This is a genomic window from Tardiphaga sp. 813_E8_N1_3, from assembly GCF_051811025.1.
In the GTDB taxonomy this organism is placed as follows: Bacteria; Pseudomonadota; Alphaproteobacteria; order Rhizobiales; family Xanthobacteraceae; genus Tardiphaga.
In genome coordinates, this window is the sequence record NZ_JBPWQE010000001.1 from 2,737,154 (window position 1) to 2,752,909 (window position 15,756).

The window sequence follows — 15,756 nt, forward strand, 5'->3', positions numbered from 1 at the left end:
GAACCATTATGGCCGTGCATGACATCTCCGCCCTCGAAAGCGGGGCGTCCAGCGTGGAGGGGGACTCCCTCTCCCGCCGCGACGCCATCCTGACATCCATCGACCGCACCCTCGGCCATCTCGTCGAGATTCCCGCGGCGCTGCTGGTGGTGGCGGAGGTGATCATCCTGTTCATCGGCGTGGTGGCCCGTTACGGCTTCCACCGCCCGCTGATCTGGTCCGACGAGCTGTCCTCGATCCTGTTCCTGTGGCTCGCCATGCTCGGCTCCGCCGTTGCGTTCCGGCGCGGCGAACATATGCGGATGACCGCACTGGTGGCGTCTGTCGGCCCCCGGATGTGGGCCTTTCTCGATGTCGTCGGGACCTGCGCCGCACTCGCCTTCCTGTTGATGATCGTCGCGCCGTCCTTCGAATACGCCTACGAGGAAAGCTACATCACCACGCCTGCACTGCAGATCGCCAACAGCTTTCGCGCGGCCGCGCTGCCGGTCGGCATCTCACTGATGATCGTCTTCGCGCTGCTGCGGCTGGTGCGCTACGGGCAGGTTCGCACCGTGCTGACAGCGCTCGGCACCGTCGTGGCGATCATTGGCCTGTTCTGGCTTGCCGAGCCGCTGCTGCGGACCCTCGGCAATCTCAACCTGATCATCTTCTTCGTCGGCGTCGTGGCGCTCTGCGTATTTGCCGGCGTGCCGATTGCCTTCGGTTTTGGCCTCGCAATCTTCGGCTATATGGCGCTGACCACACGGACGCCGATGATGGTGCTGGTCGGCCGCATGGACGAGGGCATGAGCCACCTCATCCTGCTGTCAGTGCCGCTGTTCGTGTTCCTGGGCTTGCTGATCGAGATGACCGGCATGGCCCGCGCCATGGTGGCGTTCCTCGCCAGCCTGCTCGGCCATGTCCGGGGTGGTCTCCATTACGTGCTGATCGGTGCGATGTATCTCGTCTCCGGTATTTCCGGTTCCAAGGCCGCCGACATGGCGGCGGTAGCGCCAGTGCTGTTCCCGGAAATGAAGGCGCGCGGCGCCAAGCCGGGCGATCTCGTCGCCCTGCTCTCGGCCACCGGCGCCCAGACCGAAACCATCCCGCCGAGCCTGGTGCTGATCACCATCGGTTCGGTGACCGGCGTCTCGATCTCGGCGCTGTTCACCGGCGGTTTGCTGCCGGGCGTCGTGCTGGCGATCACGCTCGGCGCATTGGTGTGGTGGCGCTATCGCGGTGAGGATCTCAGCCATGTGAAGCGGGCGTCCGGGCGCGACATCTTCAAGGCCTTCATCATCTCGGTGCCGGCCATCGCACTGCCTTTCGTGATCCGCGCTGCCGTGGTCGAAGGTGTGGCGACCGCAACGGAAGTCTCCACCATTGGCATCGTCTACGCTGTGCTGGCGGGCCTGTTGATCTATCGCCAGTTCGACTGGAGCCGGCTGAAGCCGATGCTGGTCGATACGGCCTGCCTCTCCGGCGCAATCCTGCTGATCATCGGAACTGCGACCGGCATGGCCTGGGGCCTCACCCAGTCCGGCTTCTCGCGCTCGCTGGCGGCGGCCATGACGGGCTTGCCCGGCGGCGGCGCTACCTTCATTGCGGTGTCTATCGTGGCCTTCGTGATCCTCGGCAGCGTGCTGGAAGGCATCCCGGCCATCGTCCTGTTCGGGCCGCTGCTGTTCCCGATCGCGCGGCTGGTCGGCGTTCACGAGGTCCATTATGCGATGGTGGTCATCCTCGCTATGGGCATCGGACTGTTCGCGCCGCCCTTCGGTGTCGGCTACTATGCCGCCTGCGCCATCGGCCGTGTCGATCCCGCGGAAGGCATCCGGCCAATCCTCGGCTATCTGCTGGCGCTGCTGATCGGCCTGATCATCGTCGCAATCTTCCCATGGATATCGATCGGATTCCTTTAAGATATAATCTTTCAGAAGGTTATGATCATTACCTCGCGTAATTTTGGAAGATCATTTCTGTGATAATCTGATAGATGAGATATCTTACATAACTTACTGAATTGAATATAGGAGTCTCAAAAATGATCCCAGATCAGGGCGCCTATAGCGTCGGCCTCGACCAGACTCCGGCCAACTTCGTGCCGCTGTCGCCGCTGAGTTTTCTCAAGCGCAGCGCGGCGGTTTATCCGAACCTGACCAGCACGGTCTATGAGGACCGCCGTTTCACTTGGGCGCAGACCTATAAACGCTGCCGGCGCTTTGCCTCGTTCCTGACGGGGCGCGGCATCGGACGGGGCGACACCGTCGCGGCGATGCTCCCGAATCTGCCGGCAATGAATGAGGCGCATTTCGCAGTGCCGATGGCGGGCGCCGTGCTCAACGCCCTGAACATCCGGCTCGACGCCGCGGCCATCGCGTTCCAGCTCGACCATGGCGGCGCCAGGCTGCTGCTGGCCGATCCGGAATTTTCCGGCGTGATCACTGAGGCCCTCGGCCTCATGACCGGCCCGAGGCCGACCGTGATCGATGTCGATGACACCTCCTTCGCCGGCGGCCAGCGGATCGGGGAACTCGAATATGAAGCCGCTCTCGCCGAGGGCAGCCCCGATTTCACCAGCGCCTTCCCGCTCGACGAATGGGACGCCATCGCGCTTGGCTACACCTCGGGGACCACAGGTAATCCGAAGGGCGTCGTGACGCATCATCGCGGTGCCTATCTCAACGCGGTCTCCAACATTCTCGCAGCCGGCCTCGGCCAGCACCCGGTCTATCTCTGGACCCTGCCGATGTTCCACTGCAACGGCTGGTGCTTCCCCTGGACCGTGGCGGCGAGTGCCGGCGTCAATGTCTGCCTGCGCAAGGTCGACCCGACAAAGATATTCGCGCTGATGCGCGAGCACGGCGTCACCCACATGTCCGGCGCGCCGATCGTCTACAACACGCTGATCAATGCGCCCGATGCGCCGGTCTATTCCGGTGGTCCTCTGGTGCAGGGGTCAATCGCCGGTGCGCCGCCGCCAATGGCGGTGCTGTCGGGTGCCGAGAAGATCGGCATCAAGCTGACCCACGTGTACGGCCTGACCGAAGTCTACGGCCCCGCCTCGGTCTGCGCGGAGCAGCCGGGCTGGGATGCCCTGCCCGCCGATGAGCGCGCCCAGCTCAAGCGCCGCCAGGGCGTGCCGTACCATCTGCAGGAAGGCGTCACGGTGATCGATCCCGAGACCATGCAGGAAGTGCCGCGCGATGGCGAAACCATCGGCGAGGTCATGTTCCGCGGCAATATCGTGATGAAGGGCTATCTGAAGAACGAGAAGGCCACCAAGGAGGCGTTCGAAGGCGGCTGGTTCCATACCGGCGATCTCGGCGTGCTCGACGCCGCCGGCTACGTCACCATCAAGGACCGCTCCAAGGACATCATCATCTCCGGCGGCGAGAACATCTCGTCGGTGGAGGTCGAGGACGTGCTCTACAAACACCCGGCCGTACTATTCGCCGCCGTGGTCGCCAAGCCCGATGCCAAATGGGGCGAAGTGCCGTGCGCTTTCGTCGAGCTGAAGACGAATGCCGAGGCGACGGAAGCCGACATCATCGCGTTCTGCCGCGCACAAATGCCGGGCTTCAAGACGCCGAAGGCGGTGGTGTTCGGCGTGATTCCGAAAACGTCGACAGGCAAGATCCAGAAATTCATGCTGCGGGATCGGGTGAAATCGACGGCATCGTTTAGTAGCTGATTGCAGCAAACTCGTCATTCCGGGGCGGGGTCTCGGCGAAGCCGAGAGCACGAGCCCGGAATCCCGTTATGTTCAAAACACTTCTGGATTCCGGGTTCGCCCGCGCAAGATGCGCGAGCGCCCCGGAATGACGAGATTGGTGTAAGGGTCTCGTCGTCCCCTTGCCGACGCAGAGGTCCCACATATGACGCAGAGCTTCGCAGCAATCATTCTCGGCGGGACCGGCCAAGTCGGTGGCGCAGCGGTCGCCGAGCTGCTGGCAATTCCCCAATGCCGGGAAGTGGTGATGATCACCAGAAAGCCCAGCGCCGCGCGATCGCGGGTGCGCAACGTCGTTCTTGATACCGGCGCTGCTGACTTCGCCGAGCATGCTGCCGCCCTTGCCCGTGAAGTTTTAAGCCAGGGTCCCGTCAGCGCCGTGAGCTGCGTGGGTGTCGGTTCCGGGTCGATGCGCTGGAGCGAAGAAGAGTTGCGACGACTTGAACTCGGCGTCGTCGGTGCCTTTGCGCGTGGCTGCCATGACGCCGGAATCGCCCAGTTCTGTCTACTTTCCGCGGTAGGAAGCACTGCCCAAAGCCGATTTCGCTACGTCCGCGTCATGGGCATGAAGGAAGACAATGTGCGCAACGTCGGTTTCGCCCGCCTCGCCATCTTTCGCCCCGGCATTATCGTCGGCAACGCCCATACTCCGGCATGGGTGGAGTGGCTGGGACAACTCGTGCCGGGCCGGTTCGGCAATGTCGATCAGCGTGACATCGGCCGTTCAATCGCTGCCGAGATCGCCCTGCATCACCGCGAGACCGGCGTCGTGATCCTTGAGAACGCCGCCATGAAAGCGCTCGCCGCACAGGCTATTCCACCGTCAGCCTGATCCCGTCATAGGCCGGGATCACGCCCTCGGGCAGCATCGCCTTCACCGCCTCGTAATCCACATCCGCCGTCATATTGGTGATCACCGTCTGCTTCGGCTTGAAACGGTCGCGCCAGCGCAACGCATCACTGATGCTGAAATGGCTGGGATGCTGCGTATAGCGCAGCCCGTCGACGATCCAGAGATCGAGACCCTCGAGCGCCGGCCAGCTCTCTTCCGGGATGTCGTTGAGATCAGGCGTATAGGCGGTATTGCCGATCCGGTAGCCCAGCGCCGGGATATTGCCATGCTGGACCAGGAACGGTGTCAACGTCAGGTCGCCGCCCTTCCCCGTGATGGTACGGCTCTCGCCGGCCTCGATGCTGAGGCGATCGAGGATCGGCGGATAGTCGCTGCCGGGAGGCGACTGAAAGCAGTAGCCGAAGCGCAGCATGATATCACTCGCCGTCGAGGCGTTCATATAGACCGGGATACGCTTGCGACGCTTCAGCACGACCGAGCGCAGGTCGTCCATGCCGTGGGTCTGGTCCGCATGCTCATGCGTCAGGAAGACCGCATCGATGTCATCGACATCAGCGTCGATCAGTTGCTCGCGCAGGTCCGGCGAGGTGTCGATCACCACACGCGTGACGCCCTCGGGCCCGATCCGCTCCGCCATCATCGAACAACGACGGCGACGGTTTTTCGGATTGGTGGGATCGCAGGCGCCCCAGCCCAGCGCCGGGCGCGGCACACCCGCCGAGGATCCCGAGCCGAGAATGGTGAGCACCAACGTCATGCCGGCACGCCAGTGCCAGGCGCGCTCTCGGCGGATGCCTTGCTGAACAGGCGGAAGAAGTTCTCGGTGGTCTGCCGCGACAGTTCTTCGAGCGACACGCCTCGCGTTTCGGCGAGCACCTTCGCCGTCTCGACCACATAGGATGGCTCGTTGCGCTTGCCGCGCCATTTGCCGGGCGCCAGATACGGCGCGTCGGTTTCGACCATGATGCGGTCGGCGGGAATCTCAGCCGCGAGATCGCGCAGCTCCTGCGACTTCTTGAAGGTAATGATGCCCGTGAAGGAGATCGACAGACCCATGTCGATGGCTTTCATCGCCAGCTCCCGTCCGCCGGTGTAGCAATGCAGCACCGCCTTGAACGCGCCCTTCGTCATCTCGTCTGCGAGAATGGCGCCGCACTGCTCGTCCGCCTCGCGCGTATGGATCACCAGCGGCAATCCGGTCGCGCGGGCTGCGGCGATATGGGCGCGAAAGCCGCGCTCCTGCGCGCCTGATGAGCCGTGTTCGTAGAAGTTATCGAGCCCGGCTTCGCCGAGCGCGATGACTTTCGGATGCTTGGTCAGTTCGATCAGCTCATCCGCGGAAATGCCGTCTTCCTCGTCGGCATTGTGCGGATGGGTGCCCACCGAGCAATAGATGTTCGGAAAGCGTTCCGCGATCGCGAGCAGTGCCGGCAGGCGGCGCACCCGCGTCGAGATCGTCACCATACGCCCGACGCCTGCGGCTTCCGCGCGCGCGACAATGCCGTCGAGGTCTTCGGCGAAATCGGGAAAGTCCAGATGGCAGTGACTATCGACCAGCATCACATCAACTCAGCTCGCGGCCGCCGGCTCGACATAGCGCGGGAATACGCCGGTCGGTGTCGGCAGTTGCGTGCCAGCCTTGATGCGGTTGGCCAGTGCCACGAAGTCGCGTTCGCCCTCAGGGATGCCAAGCACATCGAGTAGCTTGGCGCAGGACGCCGGCATCACCGGCTGCGCCAGGATCGCGACCTGCCGCACGACTTCGGCGGTCACGTAAAGCACCGTGGCCTGCTTCTTCGGATCGGTCTTGGCGAGCGCCCACGGCGCCTCGCCCGCGAAATAGCGGTTGGCTTCGGCAACCACAGCCCAGACCGCATTCAGCGCCTGATGGATCTGCTGCGTTGCCATCGCGGTGCGTGCGAGTTCCAGCATGCCATCGGCCTGCGCCAGGATGGCCTTGTCGTTATCGCTGAAGTCGCCGGGCTCCGGCAGCACGCCGCCATATTGCTTGGCGATCATCGACAGCGAGCGTTGCGCGAGATTGCCGAGATCATTGGCGAGGTCGGCATTGGTCCGATTGACGATGGCTTCGTGATTGTAGCTGCCGTCCTGTCCGAACGAGACTTCGCGCATGAAGAAATAGCGCATCTGATCGACGCCATATTGCTGGGCCATGCCGATCGGATCGACCACGTTACCGACCGACTTCGACATCTTCTCGCCACGGTTGAGAAGAAATCCGTGACTAAAGACGCGATGCGGGACCTCGACCCCTGCAGCCATCAGGAATGCCGGCCAGTACACCGCGTGGAAGCGAACAATATCCTTGCCGATCACATGCAGATTGGCAGGCCAATAGCGCTTGAAGCTTTCGCCATCGACATCCGGATAGCCGGCTGCCGTGATGTAGTTGGTGAGCGCATCGATCCAGACATACATCACGTGGCCGGGCGCACCCGGCACCTTGATGCCCCAGTCGAACGTGGTGCGCGAAATCGACAGATCCTGCAGGCCGCCTCTGACGAAACTCGTCACTTCGTTGAGGCGCTCGCGCGGCAACACGAAGTCCGGAACACGCGCGTATAGATCGAGCAGCTTGTCCTGGTAGGCTGACAGACGGAAGAAATAGGTCTCCTCCTCGGTCCACTCGACCGGCGAACCGAGCGGCTCGCGCCGGACACCATCGTCGCCGAGCGTCGTTTCCGCTTCGTCGAAATAGGCTTCCTGGCGAACCGAATACCAGCCGGCATACTTGTCGAGATAGATCGCGCCGGCCTTCTCCAGCGCGACCCACAGCGCCTGAACGGAGCGCTCGTGGCGCTTCTCGGTGGTGCGAATATAGTCGTCATAGGAAATGTTGAGCGCGACATCCATCTCGCGGAAGCGCTCCGAATTCCGGTCAGCCAGTTCGAGCGGTGACAGGCCTTCCTTGACGGCGGTCTGCTGCATCTTCAGACCATGCTCATCCGTTCCGGTCAGGAAGCGAACGTCGTAACCGTCGAGCCTCTGGAAGCGGGCAATCGTGTCGGTCGCCATGACCGTATAGGCATGACCGATATGCGGCACGCCGTTGGGATAGAAGATCGGCGTTGTCAGAAAATACGCCGGTCGGGTTGCATCGGTTGCAGATGTCATGGCTGACTTTACGGACCTTGAATAAGACGATCTTGGTGAAGCGCGGATCGGCTGAAACCAGTCTCGCAGCGATCAGCGCGTTGCTTCCGCGAGCAGTCCAAACACCGAGAAAACCAGCGGTTTTCGCTCGAGATTGTAGGATTCGGTCTCGCGCGCGGCTCGATTGATCTTTTCCCATACCTCCGCCAGCCGCGCAAGGCGGGGCAGATTGGCGTTGGCATTGGCGTCATCGGCCCGCATGCGCTCGCCGATCCAGCGGTCGACACTGTCGACAAAAGCGCCGAGCGCGACACGGTCACTGGTCCCCAGCGCATCGCCCAGCGCATGCAACTCGCGCGGATCGACATGCGGCAGCGTGTTCAGGAGCGAGGCGGTGCGCTGGTGCAGTTTCAGCGCGCCGCCGCCGAGCAAATTCAGAGCGCGCGACACGCTGCCTTCGGAGGCTTCAGCGACCTCTTTGAGCAAGGGATCGCTGGCCTCCAGTTCGGCGGCCTGCGCGGTGGCGCGGGTTACATCCGTCGTCGACAGCGCACGCAGTGGCAGCTTGCGACAGCGCGACTGGATGGTCGGCAGCACGCGCGCCTGCGCATGTGTGATCAACAGGAACAGCGAGCGCAGCGGCGGCTCTTCAAGCACTTTCAGCAGCGCGTTGGCAGCATTGGCGTTCAGCTCATCGACGGTGTCGACGATGCAGACGCGCCAGCCGTCGACAGCGGCGGTCGAGCCGAAGAACGACACGGTCTGCCGGGTCTCATCGACGGTGATGACCGTGCGCATCACGCCCTTGTCGTTGAGCGAGCGTTCCAGTGTCAACAAACCGCCATGGGATTCGGCGGCGACCTGGCGCACGATCGGATGCGTCGGATCGAGACCGAGCGATGTTGCGGATTGTACTTGCGGTGATGTGGGATCGCGATGCGCCAGTACGAAACGCGCCATGCGATAGGCCAAAGTCGCCTTGCCGATCCCCTGCGGGCCGCCGATCAGCCAGGCATGCGGAATGCGGCCGCCGCGATAGGCATTGAGCAGCGTGGCCTCGGCATCCTGATGACCGAACAGCGCGATCGTCTCGCGCGGATGCGGAACCGAGATCGTTTGCTCGGATGACTTAGCACTCATGCCGAAGTGACCTCGTGGTTCGACGGCGTCAAAAGGCGTCGGCGCAACACGCCCCAGATATTGTTCGATACGATCTTTGGATCTGCATTGGCGTCGATGAGTACGCAGCGTTGGGGTTCATCGGCTGCGATCTGGCGGAACGCGTCACGCAGCCCCTGATGAAAGGCGATGCCCTCGGCCTCGAATCTGTCGGGCACATCATTGCCACGCCGCGCTGCTGCGCGTCGCATGCCGATCGACACCGGGATATCGAGAATGACGGTGAGATCGGGCTTGAGCCGTCCGATGGTGACGCGCTCCATCGCATTGAGCAGTTCCGGCGAGACATGCCCAAGCCGGCCCTGATAGGCCCGCGTCGAATCCGAGAAACGGTCGCACAGCACCCAGATGCCCTGCTCCAGCGCCGGCGCAATCACCGCATGAACATGGTCGTCGCGCGCCGCGGCAAACAGCAGCGTCTCGGCTTCGGGGCCGAGCAGCTTGCCCATGCCCGACAGCACCACATGACGGATGATCTCGGCGCCGGGCGAACCGCCGGGCTCGCGGGTGACGATGACGCGCTTGCCTTCGGCCTCCAACCGGTCGGCCAGAATCTTGATCTGGGTCGATTTTCCGGCGCCCTCGCCGCCCTCGAAACTGACGAAGCGACCGCGCGGCGGCGGTGTCGTGGGCGTGTCCGTCATGTCAGAGCTTCTCGGCGCCAGCGCGAAACAGTCCGATCACCAGCTCGCCGGCGCCGTCCACGGCGCGCCGCATGGTCGATCCGGTGCCGACGGCAGCCGCCGTATAGAGCGGGGTCTCGACAGCGATATTGGCGCCGCGCCAGACCTTGATCACGCCGACTGGCTGACCGGGCTCGACGGGCGCACGCACCGGGCCTTTATAGACGACGCGGGCGATCAGCTTGTCGCTGCCGTTCTTCTGCACCATCACCTTGACCGGTTCTTTTGCAGAGAGCGCGACCGAGCGGCTCTCGCCGCCGAACACCTTGGCGAAGCCGACGATCTGGTCGGCCGCGAACAGCGTGCGGGCCTCGAAATTCTTGAAACCCCACTCCAGCAGCTTCTTCGCTTCAGTCGCACGATCGTCCGGATCGTCCAGACCGTTGATCACCACGATCAGCCGCATGCCGTCGCGAATGGCGGAGCCGACCATGCCGTAGCCACCGTCCTTGGTGTAGCCGGTCTTGAAACCGTCAGCGCCGTCCAGCGTCGCCAGCAGCGGATTGCGGTTCTGCTGGCGGATCTTGTTCCATGTGAATTCGCGCTCGCCGAACAGCTTGTAGAAGTCAGGATAGGTGCGAACGATGTGTCGGGCGAGAACGCCGAGCTCACGCACCGTCATCTTGTTGCCGGGGTCCGGCAGGCCGTTGGAATTGGCGAAGGTGGATTTCGGCATGCCGAGCACACGTGCACGCGCTGTCATCTTCTCGGCAAAGGCCGCCTCGCCGCCTGCAATGCCCTCGGCCAGGATCATGCAGCTATCGTTGCCGCTCTGGATGATGGCGCCGCGCAGGAGATCAGCGACCGGCACGCGGCTGTTGATGGCGGCGAACATGGTCGATGCGCCTGCCGGCGCACCGCCCTTGCGCCAGGAATTCTCGCTGACGCGGTATTCGTCCGTGAGCTTGATGTCGCCGCGGGTCAGCGCGTCAAACACCAGTTCGACGGTCATCAGCTTCATCATGCTCGAGGGCGCGCGAAGCTCGTCGGCATTTTTCTCGAACAGCACGCTGCCGGAGCCAGCCTCGATCAGGATCGCGGTCGGCGCATCGGTGTCGTAGCCGCCGTCTTCGACGACCTTCTTGGCGCCCTGCACGCTCTGGTTCGCGGCCTGCGCGGTTGGGCCGAGGGCGACGCCAAACGTCACCAGGGCAGCCAGAAGCGTCCGCCAGCTCCGCGCGGCGAATTGCGGTCGTTTCAAGGGGATGGAGCCAGATGCCATGTGCTGTCCTGAGTGCTCTGGTCTTAACAGGATCAACGGAGGCAAACAACGCGGCAAGGTGCAACGCAGATCAGGGCGCCATGCTGCGCCCGTCTGGTGTCGGTCGCAAACGACGAACCGGCTTAGTAGAGACCGCGGCCGGACAGGATCGCCTGGGCGCCGCGCGCATCGACCGTGCCGTCATCAGGCTCGGCAGGTGCCGCATAAGCGGCGTTGCTCTCATAGGACACCGCGCGATGGTTCTCGCTCATCCGCGGCGCCGATGCCGTGCGCATGCGGCTGGACGCCGACATTTCCGACGTCGAACGGATCGAGGCCATATCGGCCGAGGTATTGCCGAGCGAATACGGGCGGCCCTCCGGCAGAGGAACATCGCGCGAGACAACACGACCACCCTGCATGTCGGGCACGAAGGAGCGCGCCGAGGCGACACGCACCAGCGATGGCGACGGTGCGGGTTCACCGGTACGCAGCGTGGCTACGAGCTGGCGATCGTCCGACCCTTCCAGCGGCGCGCGGCCGACATATTCGACGCGGACCTTGGCGGTGCCGTTGCCCTTGAATTCGAGCAGTTCGGCGGCCTTGTTCGAGACGTCGATCAGGCGGTTGCCGTGATACGGGCCGCGATCGTTGACGCGAACGATCAGCGACTTGCCGTTATAGACATTGGTCACACGGGCATAGCTCGGGATCGGCAGCGTCGGATGGGCCGCAGTGAGCGAGGCCATGTCGAACACTTCGCCATTGGCTGTCAGACGGCCATGAAACGCGTCGCCGTACCAGGAGGCGATGCCTTCAGCGCGGTAATTGATGTTTTCTTCCGGCACATAGAGCTTGCCGGCGACGGTGTAGGGCTTGCCGATACGGTAGGTGCCGCCGCCCTTGGGAACCGGCTCACCCATCCCGACGACCCGAGGACTGCTCGATACGCCATATTTCGGATCGAGGCGGCTGAAGCTGGTGGTGGAGGACGAACAATTGGCCAGCGCCAGGCAGGCGCTGATGGCCGCTGCTGCCTGAACAGCCTGGCCGAGTCGGTTTGACCCACGAATCCCCATACGCCCCAATACCATTCCAGCGACCGCCTGCCCATCTCCGGGCATCCCCACGGTCAAAATTCCCGATGCGGCCCACTTCCGCATCAAGTGGTGAATATATCGCAGCCGGATCGCGGCGGAAATGGGGAGAGCCCCGGTATGGTAAACAGAGGATGTCGTATTTTGGCCCGTACAACGGGTGATCATCTCGCGCTGCACACACCGCGCGTGAGGCTTTGCGCCGTCCGGTGAAATGACACCGTAACTGTGTCTAACTACTTCCGGGAAAAGCTATTTTTTGCGGGATCGGCACATACGTATTTACTCAGGATTCAGACGGGGCCTATAGCGTCCGTTCACTATGAAAAACCTCATCAAGCGATTTATCGCAGACGAATCCGGCGCCACAGCCATCGAATATGGACTGATCGCTGCCGGCATTGCCCTCGCCATCATTGCCGTCGTCAACGGCATGGGCACCAAGCTGAACAGCAAGTTCACGTCGATCAACGCATCGCTGAAGTGACGACCTGACGATCCATCATCACTCCCCGCGCCGCCACGGCGCGCGGAGTTCTCCCTCACGTTACGTCTTGCACGATCAATCGTACCACTCGCGGCGGATATACGGGCCGTACAGCACGTCCTGACGCCAGCGATAGACCTGCACCAGCAGGCCGCCGACACCGGCAACAACACTCAGCAACAACAAGGTCTCGATCACCGCAACGCCCCCGGCATTCTCGTTGGGCACAGCAATACATGATGATTTTTAAGATCCCCGCTGCGGTTTGTTTTGAATTTGCGGGGCGCCGCTAACGGAGATTAATTTCCGCAACTCGCGCCCCGTCCGTTTCAACTATTTGTTAGTTGAACGATCGCGCACGATCTTGATCTGATAGCAGAACGCGCTGACGCGATTCCTGGCGGGACTCTTGCGGCGGGATTTTGGGGATGGAGATGGACGTTTCAAGGACGGACTGCGGCGGGATCACCGGTGCGGGAGAGTACAGGTTTCGCGATGGCCACCTGATCGTGACGCTCTACCAGATCGCGATCTGGGCCGAACATCCCGAAGCCATCTTCACCGTCGTCACATCGCGCTTCCACAACAGCATGAAGCTCTATGTGCTCGCGTCGTGGCGCCTGCCGAATGCAGCGCCGGGTGATCAGCCACCCGCTCCCGCTAGTGCGGAAGGAATGTCGCTGCATTGATCACGGTGACGACCGCGAAAGCCATCACCCATAGCGGCCAAACGGGCGCCTGCGCCCGCGGGCGGAACTGTCGGGGAACGCCGAAATTGCGTGCCATTGCCTGCTCCATTGCATCGACCGAACGACACTGAATGTGAGCGTGCAATCTGTTAAAATTACGTCGTGGCTTCGGCGACAATTTGCGCGCCCACGGCAAGCATAGCCTCGGCGTGCGGCGCTTCGTGGTGACGCGGAGTGAGCTGGCAGCCAAGCGGGGCACCATCCGCATCGCGACGATGGATACCTACCGACTATCAGGCGCACATGCTGCCGGTAAGGTTGATTGGTTAGGTTAAACCGGTAATTGCATTGACCGCACCTGCAGCCTTGCTCAATTGCCGGCATGATCGACGATGACGACAGCTATGAGTTGAATGACCAGGGCATCCGGGTGCTGATCGGGCTGACCGTGGAAGAGACTGCGGAATTCACCCGCCTCGACGGCACCATCGGTCACAGCCGCCCGCCTGGGATCTCGCTCGAACAATGGGCCCATGCCGAAGACCGGCGCTGGCTCGAACTCTATCAGAAACACGAAAATGCGCGGCAGCCGTTCCTGCAGGCCGGCAAGACCAGGCACTGAGCGCACGGAAGCGCCATTCTCCGACACCGCAAACTGGAAGCACTCCGCAAATTAAAAGCCGCGCCAACCCGAAGGTTGACGCGGCCATGGCCGTTCTGTTGCAAGGTGGACCTACCCCGAACGGTTACGCCGCGAGGCGCACTTCGTTCATGCGAACGTTATCGTTTGCATTTAGGTTTTGACCCGATAACGGCGGTATCATGCCGAGCACAATTCACGACTTCTTCGCGGCCATCGATCCTGTTTCGCCCCCGCCTGAGCAGCCCATGCATTTCACCGTCCGGCGAAATCGACCTCACTTGAGTAAGGCCTCGAGCTGCTGAGGTGGAGGCGCCGGGTACTGCCCCCGGGTCTGCCCGCAGTCCATCGTAAGGTTCAGCGCCATCGTCTTGCGACGAACCAGATATAGGCGCGATTGCCGGCGAAATCTAGGCTCGGTCCCCGCCTTGCTTTCCGGGCGGAATGCCGCTGGCGGCTAGGCTTTTTTGGCGGAACTCTTTTTGGCGATAGTCTTTTTTGCGGTTGTCCTGGCGCTGTCCTTGGCCGGCTTCTCCGTCGCCGTCTTTTCCTTGGTGGGCTGTGCTTTAGCCACCCTGGCCTTTGCAGGCTTGGCTTCGGAAGCGGGCATGTCTGCGGACGGGGCTTCCATCGCCTGGGCTTCGGCGGCCTGCGCCTCAATCACCTGGGTTTCTGCAACCTGTTTCTTGGCAGGCTTCGGAGCTGCGGCCACCTTGTTCGCCGCAGGCGCAGACTTGCTCTCCGTAGGTGCGGCGGCTTTGCCCGCTTCCCTGATTAGCCGCTGTGCGGCCTCGAATTTGGCCTCACGCATCGCACGCAAGGCGTCGGCGCGCGGTGTCGGGTTTGCCATGATGGTCTCCGTCCTCAGAATCGTCAGGCCTTGTTAGCACGCCCGGCGCCCGGCACCGACCAGCCCAGGAAAAACACCCGCATCGATGATTTCAGTGCCATAACCGCCGCCCCGGCGGAATCCTCTCTTTCCCTCGGCAGGCCGCTTTGCTAAGCGCTGTCCCACGACGGAAGGGTGGCCGAGTGGTTTAAGGCAGCGGTCTTGAAAACCGCCGTGCCTGCAAGGGTACCGTGGGTTCGAATCCCACCCCTTCCGCCACCGCCGCATCATCTTCTGTCGGACGACATGATCGATCAATCCGAGCCGACGACCCCCGTTGAAACACTCGGCGCTCTCAAACCGCCGCGCTGCGCGATGTGCCGGGCGCGGATGACATTGCTGGCTAGCGAGCCGGATAAAGCCGGCGGCGACAGATGCACCTTCGCCTGCCCGAAATGCGAATTCGTGAAGACCAAGATCGTCGGCGGCCCGCCCGATCTCAGCCGCCACAGGCCGCCCAGAAAAACACGACAGCCCCGGACGCGTTAGGCCGCTTGAGAGATCATCGCGGCGGCTGTGCCGCCGCCGGGAGCGGAGCGCCGCCGACTGAGATGGCACCGGCGGGACGATCGGCAGGTCGCTTGCGCGGCGCCGTGGGCGCTGGGCGCGCAGCCACTGGCGCAGCCGGAGCTGCCGCCATGGGCGCTAGCGCCGCAGCGGCGGGAGCCGGCGGAGCGAGAACGCCCCTGCCCTGCAACGTATCGATCTTGGCGGTCAGTCCGACCACTTGGGTCGTCAGGCCCTGGATCTGATCGGACAGGCGCTTCAACTCCGTCTGCTGCGCCGTCAGCAGTTCGGTGGCAGCCTGGATCGAAACTCCGGTCTGCTGCTGGAACGCTGCGAAATCAGTCGCGCTGACGCTGCCCTCCGCCGCGCTCGCCAACACCGGGGCGCTATCTCTGGGGCCAGTGCTTCCTGTCACGGCCTGTGCCATGTCGGTCAGTGCGTCGTGGTAGTTCAGCCAGAGATATCCACCGCCGCCAGCGAGGATCAACAGCACGGCGACAATTCCGAACGGGCCGAACGACCTGCGCTTGCGCAGCGGCACAGGGGGCGGCCCGACATTGATCTCGTTATTGAACGTATCGGCCACGGGAGATCCTCACTTGCGACGTCCGATCCTGCGGCTCGGGGAGCGAGACAACCGGCGCGATTCCTTGAAGCCTATGTAAGCAAAAAAGCCACAGAGGTGAACTGCTGCGACTTGGT

16 protein-coding genes, 1 tRNA gene and 1 other RNA gene are annotated in these 15,756 nt (G+C 62.9%); 7 read left to right on the forward strand and 11 right to left on the reverse strand.

Going from position 1 to position 15,756, the window contains the following annotated elements; translation table 11 throughout:
- The first annotated feature begins 8 nt into the window (after positions 1-8).
- The 3 genes from AB8A33_RS13075 to AB8A33_RS13085 all read left to right on the forward strand — a co-directional run bounded on the left by AB8A33_RS13075 (position 9) and on the right by AB8A33_RS13085 (position 4,547).
- Positions 9-1,904 (forward strand): TRAP transporter large permease, encoded by a 1,896-nt coding sequence (locus tag AB8A33_RS13075; protein WP_439093171.1) that lies wholly within the window; start codon positions 9-11, stop codon positions 1,902-1,904.
- A gap of 122 nt (positions 1,905-2,026) precedes the next feature.
- Positions 2,027-3,676, forward strand: coding sequence for an acyl-CoA synthetase (locus tag AB8A33_RS13080; RefSeq protein WP_439093172.1), 1,650 nt, complete (start codon positions 2,027-2,029; stop codon positions 3,674-3,676).
- A 184-nt stretch (positions 3,677-3,860) separates the two neighbouring features.
- Positions 3,861-4,547: a hypothetical protein gene (locus tag AB8A33_RS13085; protein ID WP_439093173.1), complete on the forward strand. Its 687-nt coding sequence runs from the start codon at positions 3,861-3,863 to the stop codon at positions 4,545-4,547.
- Here AB8A33_RS13085 and AB8A33_RS13090 read toward each other — a convergent pair.
- From AB8A33_RS13090 to AB8A33_RS13120, 7 genes are all read right to left on the reverse strand, one after another.
- Positions 4,528-5,325, reverse strand: coding sequence for an MBL fold metallo-hydrolase (locus AB8A33_RS13090; protein ID WP_439093174.1), 798 nt, complete (start codon positions 5,323-5,325; stop codon positions 4,528-4,530). The two genes, AB8A33_RS13085 and AB8A33_RS13090, sit on opposite strands and share 20 nt — an antisense overlap.
- Positions 5,322-6,128 (reverse strand): TatD family hydrolase, encoded by an 807-nt coding sequence (locus AB8A33_RS13095; protein ID WP_439093175.1) that lies wholly within the window; start codon positions 6,126-6,128, stop codon positions 5,322-5,324. The genes AB8A33_RS13090 and AB8A33_RS13095 overlap by 4 nt, the downstream gene beginning before the upstream one ends.
- Before the next feature lie 9 nt (positions 6,129-6,137).
- Positions 6,138-7,703 (reverse strand): methionine--tRNA ligase, encoded by a 1,566-nt coding sequence (gene metG, locus AB8A33_RS13100; protein ID WP_439093176.1) that lies wholly within the window; start codon positions 7,701-7,703, stop codon positions 6,138-6,140.
- Positions 7,704-7,775: 72 nt separating this feature from the next.
- Positions 7,776-8,822 (reverse strand): DNA polymerase III subunit delta', encoded by a 1,047-nt coding sequence (locus tag AB8A33_RS13105; RefSeq protein WP_439093177.1) that lies wholly within the window; start codon positions 8,820-8,822, stop codon positions 7,776-7,778.
- The gene (gene tmk, locus AB8A33_RS13110; RefSeq protein WP_439058372.1) at positions 8,819-9,505 is read right to left on the reverse strand and encodes a dTMP kinase; all 687 of its coding nucleotides are present in this window, start codon (positions 9,503-9,505) and stop codon (positions 8,819-8,821) included. The genes AB8A33_RS13105 and tmk overlap by 4 nt, the downstream gene beginning before the upstream one ends.
- A 1-nt stretch (position 9,506) precedes the next feature.
- The gene (locus tag AB8A33_RS13115; protein ID WP_439093178.1) at positions 9,507-10,766 is read right to left on the reverse strand and encodes a D-alanyl-D-alanine carboxypeptidase family protein; all 1,260 of its coding nucleotides are present in this window, start codon (positions 10,764-10,766) and stop codon (positions 9,507-9,509) included.
- A 122-nt stretch (positions 10,767-10,888) separates the two neighbouring features.
- Positions 10,889-11,824 carry a septal ring lytic transglycosylase RlpA family protein gene (locus tag AB8A33_RS13120; protein WP_439095929.1) on the reverse strand — a complete coding sequence of 312 codons (936 nt, stop codon included), beginning with the start codon at positions 11,822-11,824 and terminating at the stop codon, positions 10,889-10,891.
- A 340-nt stretch (positions 11,825-12,164) separates the two neighbouring features.
- Between AB8A33_RS13120 and AB8A33_RS13125 the strand changes: the two genes are divergently transcribed.
- A complete protein-coding gene (locus AB8A33_RS13125) occupies positions 12,165-12,329 on the forward strand; it encodes a Flp family type IVb pilin (protein WP_439093179.1) in 165 nt (54 codons plus the stop codon).
- 75 nt (positions 12,330-12,404) lie between these two features.
- On the opposite strand, the gene AB8A33_RS13130 is transcribed toward AB8A33_RS13125, so the two are convergent.
- Positions 12,405-12,557 carry a hypothetical protein gene (locus AB8A33_RS13130; RefSeq protein WP_439093180.1) on the reverse strand — a complete coding sequence of 51 codons (153 nt, stop codon included), beginning with the start codon at positions 12,555-12,557 and terminating at the stop codon, positions 12,405-12,407.
- A gap of 206 nt (positions 12,558-12,763) precedes the next feature.
- On the opposite strand from AB8A33_RS13130, the gene AB8A33_RS13135 reads away from it, so the two are divergent.
- Together AB8A33_RS13135 and AB8A33_RS13140 are read left to right on the forward strand one after the other, a co-directional pair.
- Positions 12,764-13,018 carry a hypothetical protein gene (locus AB8A33_RS13135; protein WP_439093181.1) on the forward strand — a complete coding sequence of 85 codons (255 nt, stop codon included), beginning with the start codon at positions 12,764-12,766 and terminating at the stop codon, positions 13,016-13,018.
- Positions 13,019-13,400: 382 nt separating this feature from the next.
- A complete protein-coding gene (locus AB8A33_RS13140; RefSeq protein WP_439093182.1) occupies positions 13,401-13,640 on the forward strand; it encodes a hypothetical protein in 240 nt (79 codons plus the stop codon).
- Between the two features lie 82 nt (positions 13,641-13,722).
- On the opposite strand, the gene ssrA is transcribed toward AB8A33_RS13140, so the two are convergent.
- Positions 13,723-14,075, reverse strand: a transfer-messenger RNA (tmRNA) gene (gene ssrA, locus AB8A33_RS13145).
- A 40-nt stretch (positions 14,076-14,115) separates the two neighbouring features.
- Positions 14,116-14,508: a hypothetical protein gene (locus AB8A33_RS13150; protein ID WP_439093183.1), complete on the reverse strand. Its 393-nt coding sequence runs from the start codon at positions 14,506-14,508 to the stop codon at positions 14,116-14,118.
- A 168-nt stretch (positions 14,509-14,676) separates the two neighbouring features.
- On the opposite strand from AB8A33_RS13150, the gene AB8A33_RS13155 reads away from it, so the two are divergent.
- A tRNA-Ser gene (locus AB8A33_RS13155) sits at positions 14,677-14,766 on the forward strand.
- Positions 14,767-15,049: 283 nt separating this feature from the next.
- On the opposite strand, the gene AB8A33_RS13160 is transcribed toward AB8A33_RS13155, so the two are convergent.
- Positions 15,050-15,640 carry a hypothetical protein gene (locus AB8A33_RS13160; protein ID WP_439093184.1) on the reverse strand — a complete coding sequence of 197 codons (591 nt, stop codon included), beginning with the start codon at positions 15,638-15,640 and terminating at the stop codon, positions 15,050-15,052.
- Positions 15,641-15,756 lie beyond the last annotated feature (116 nt).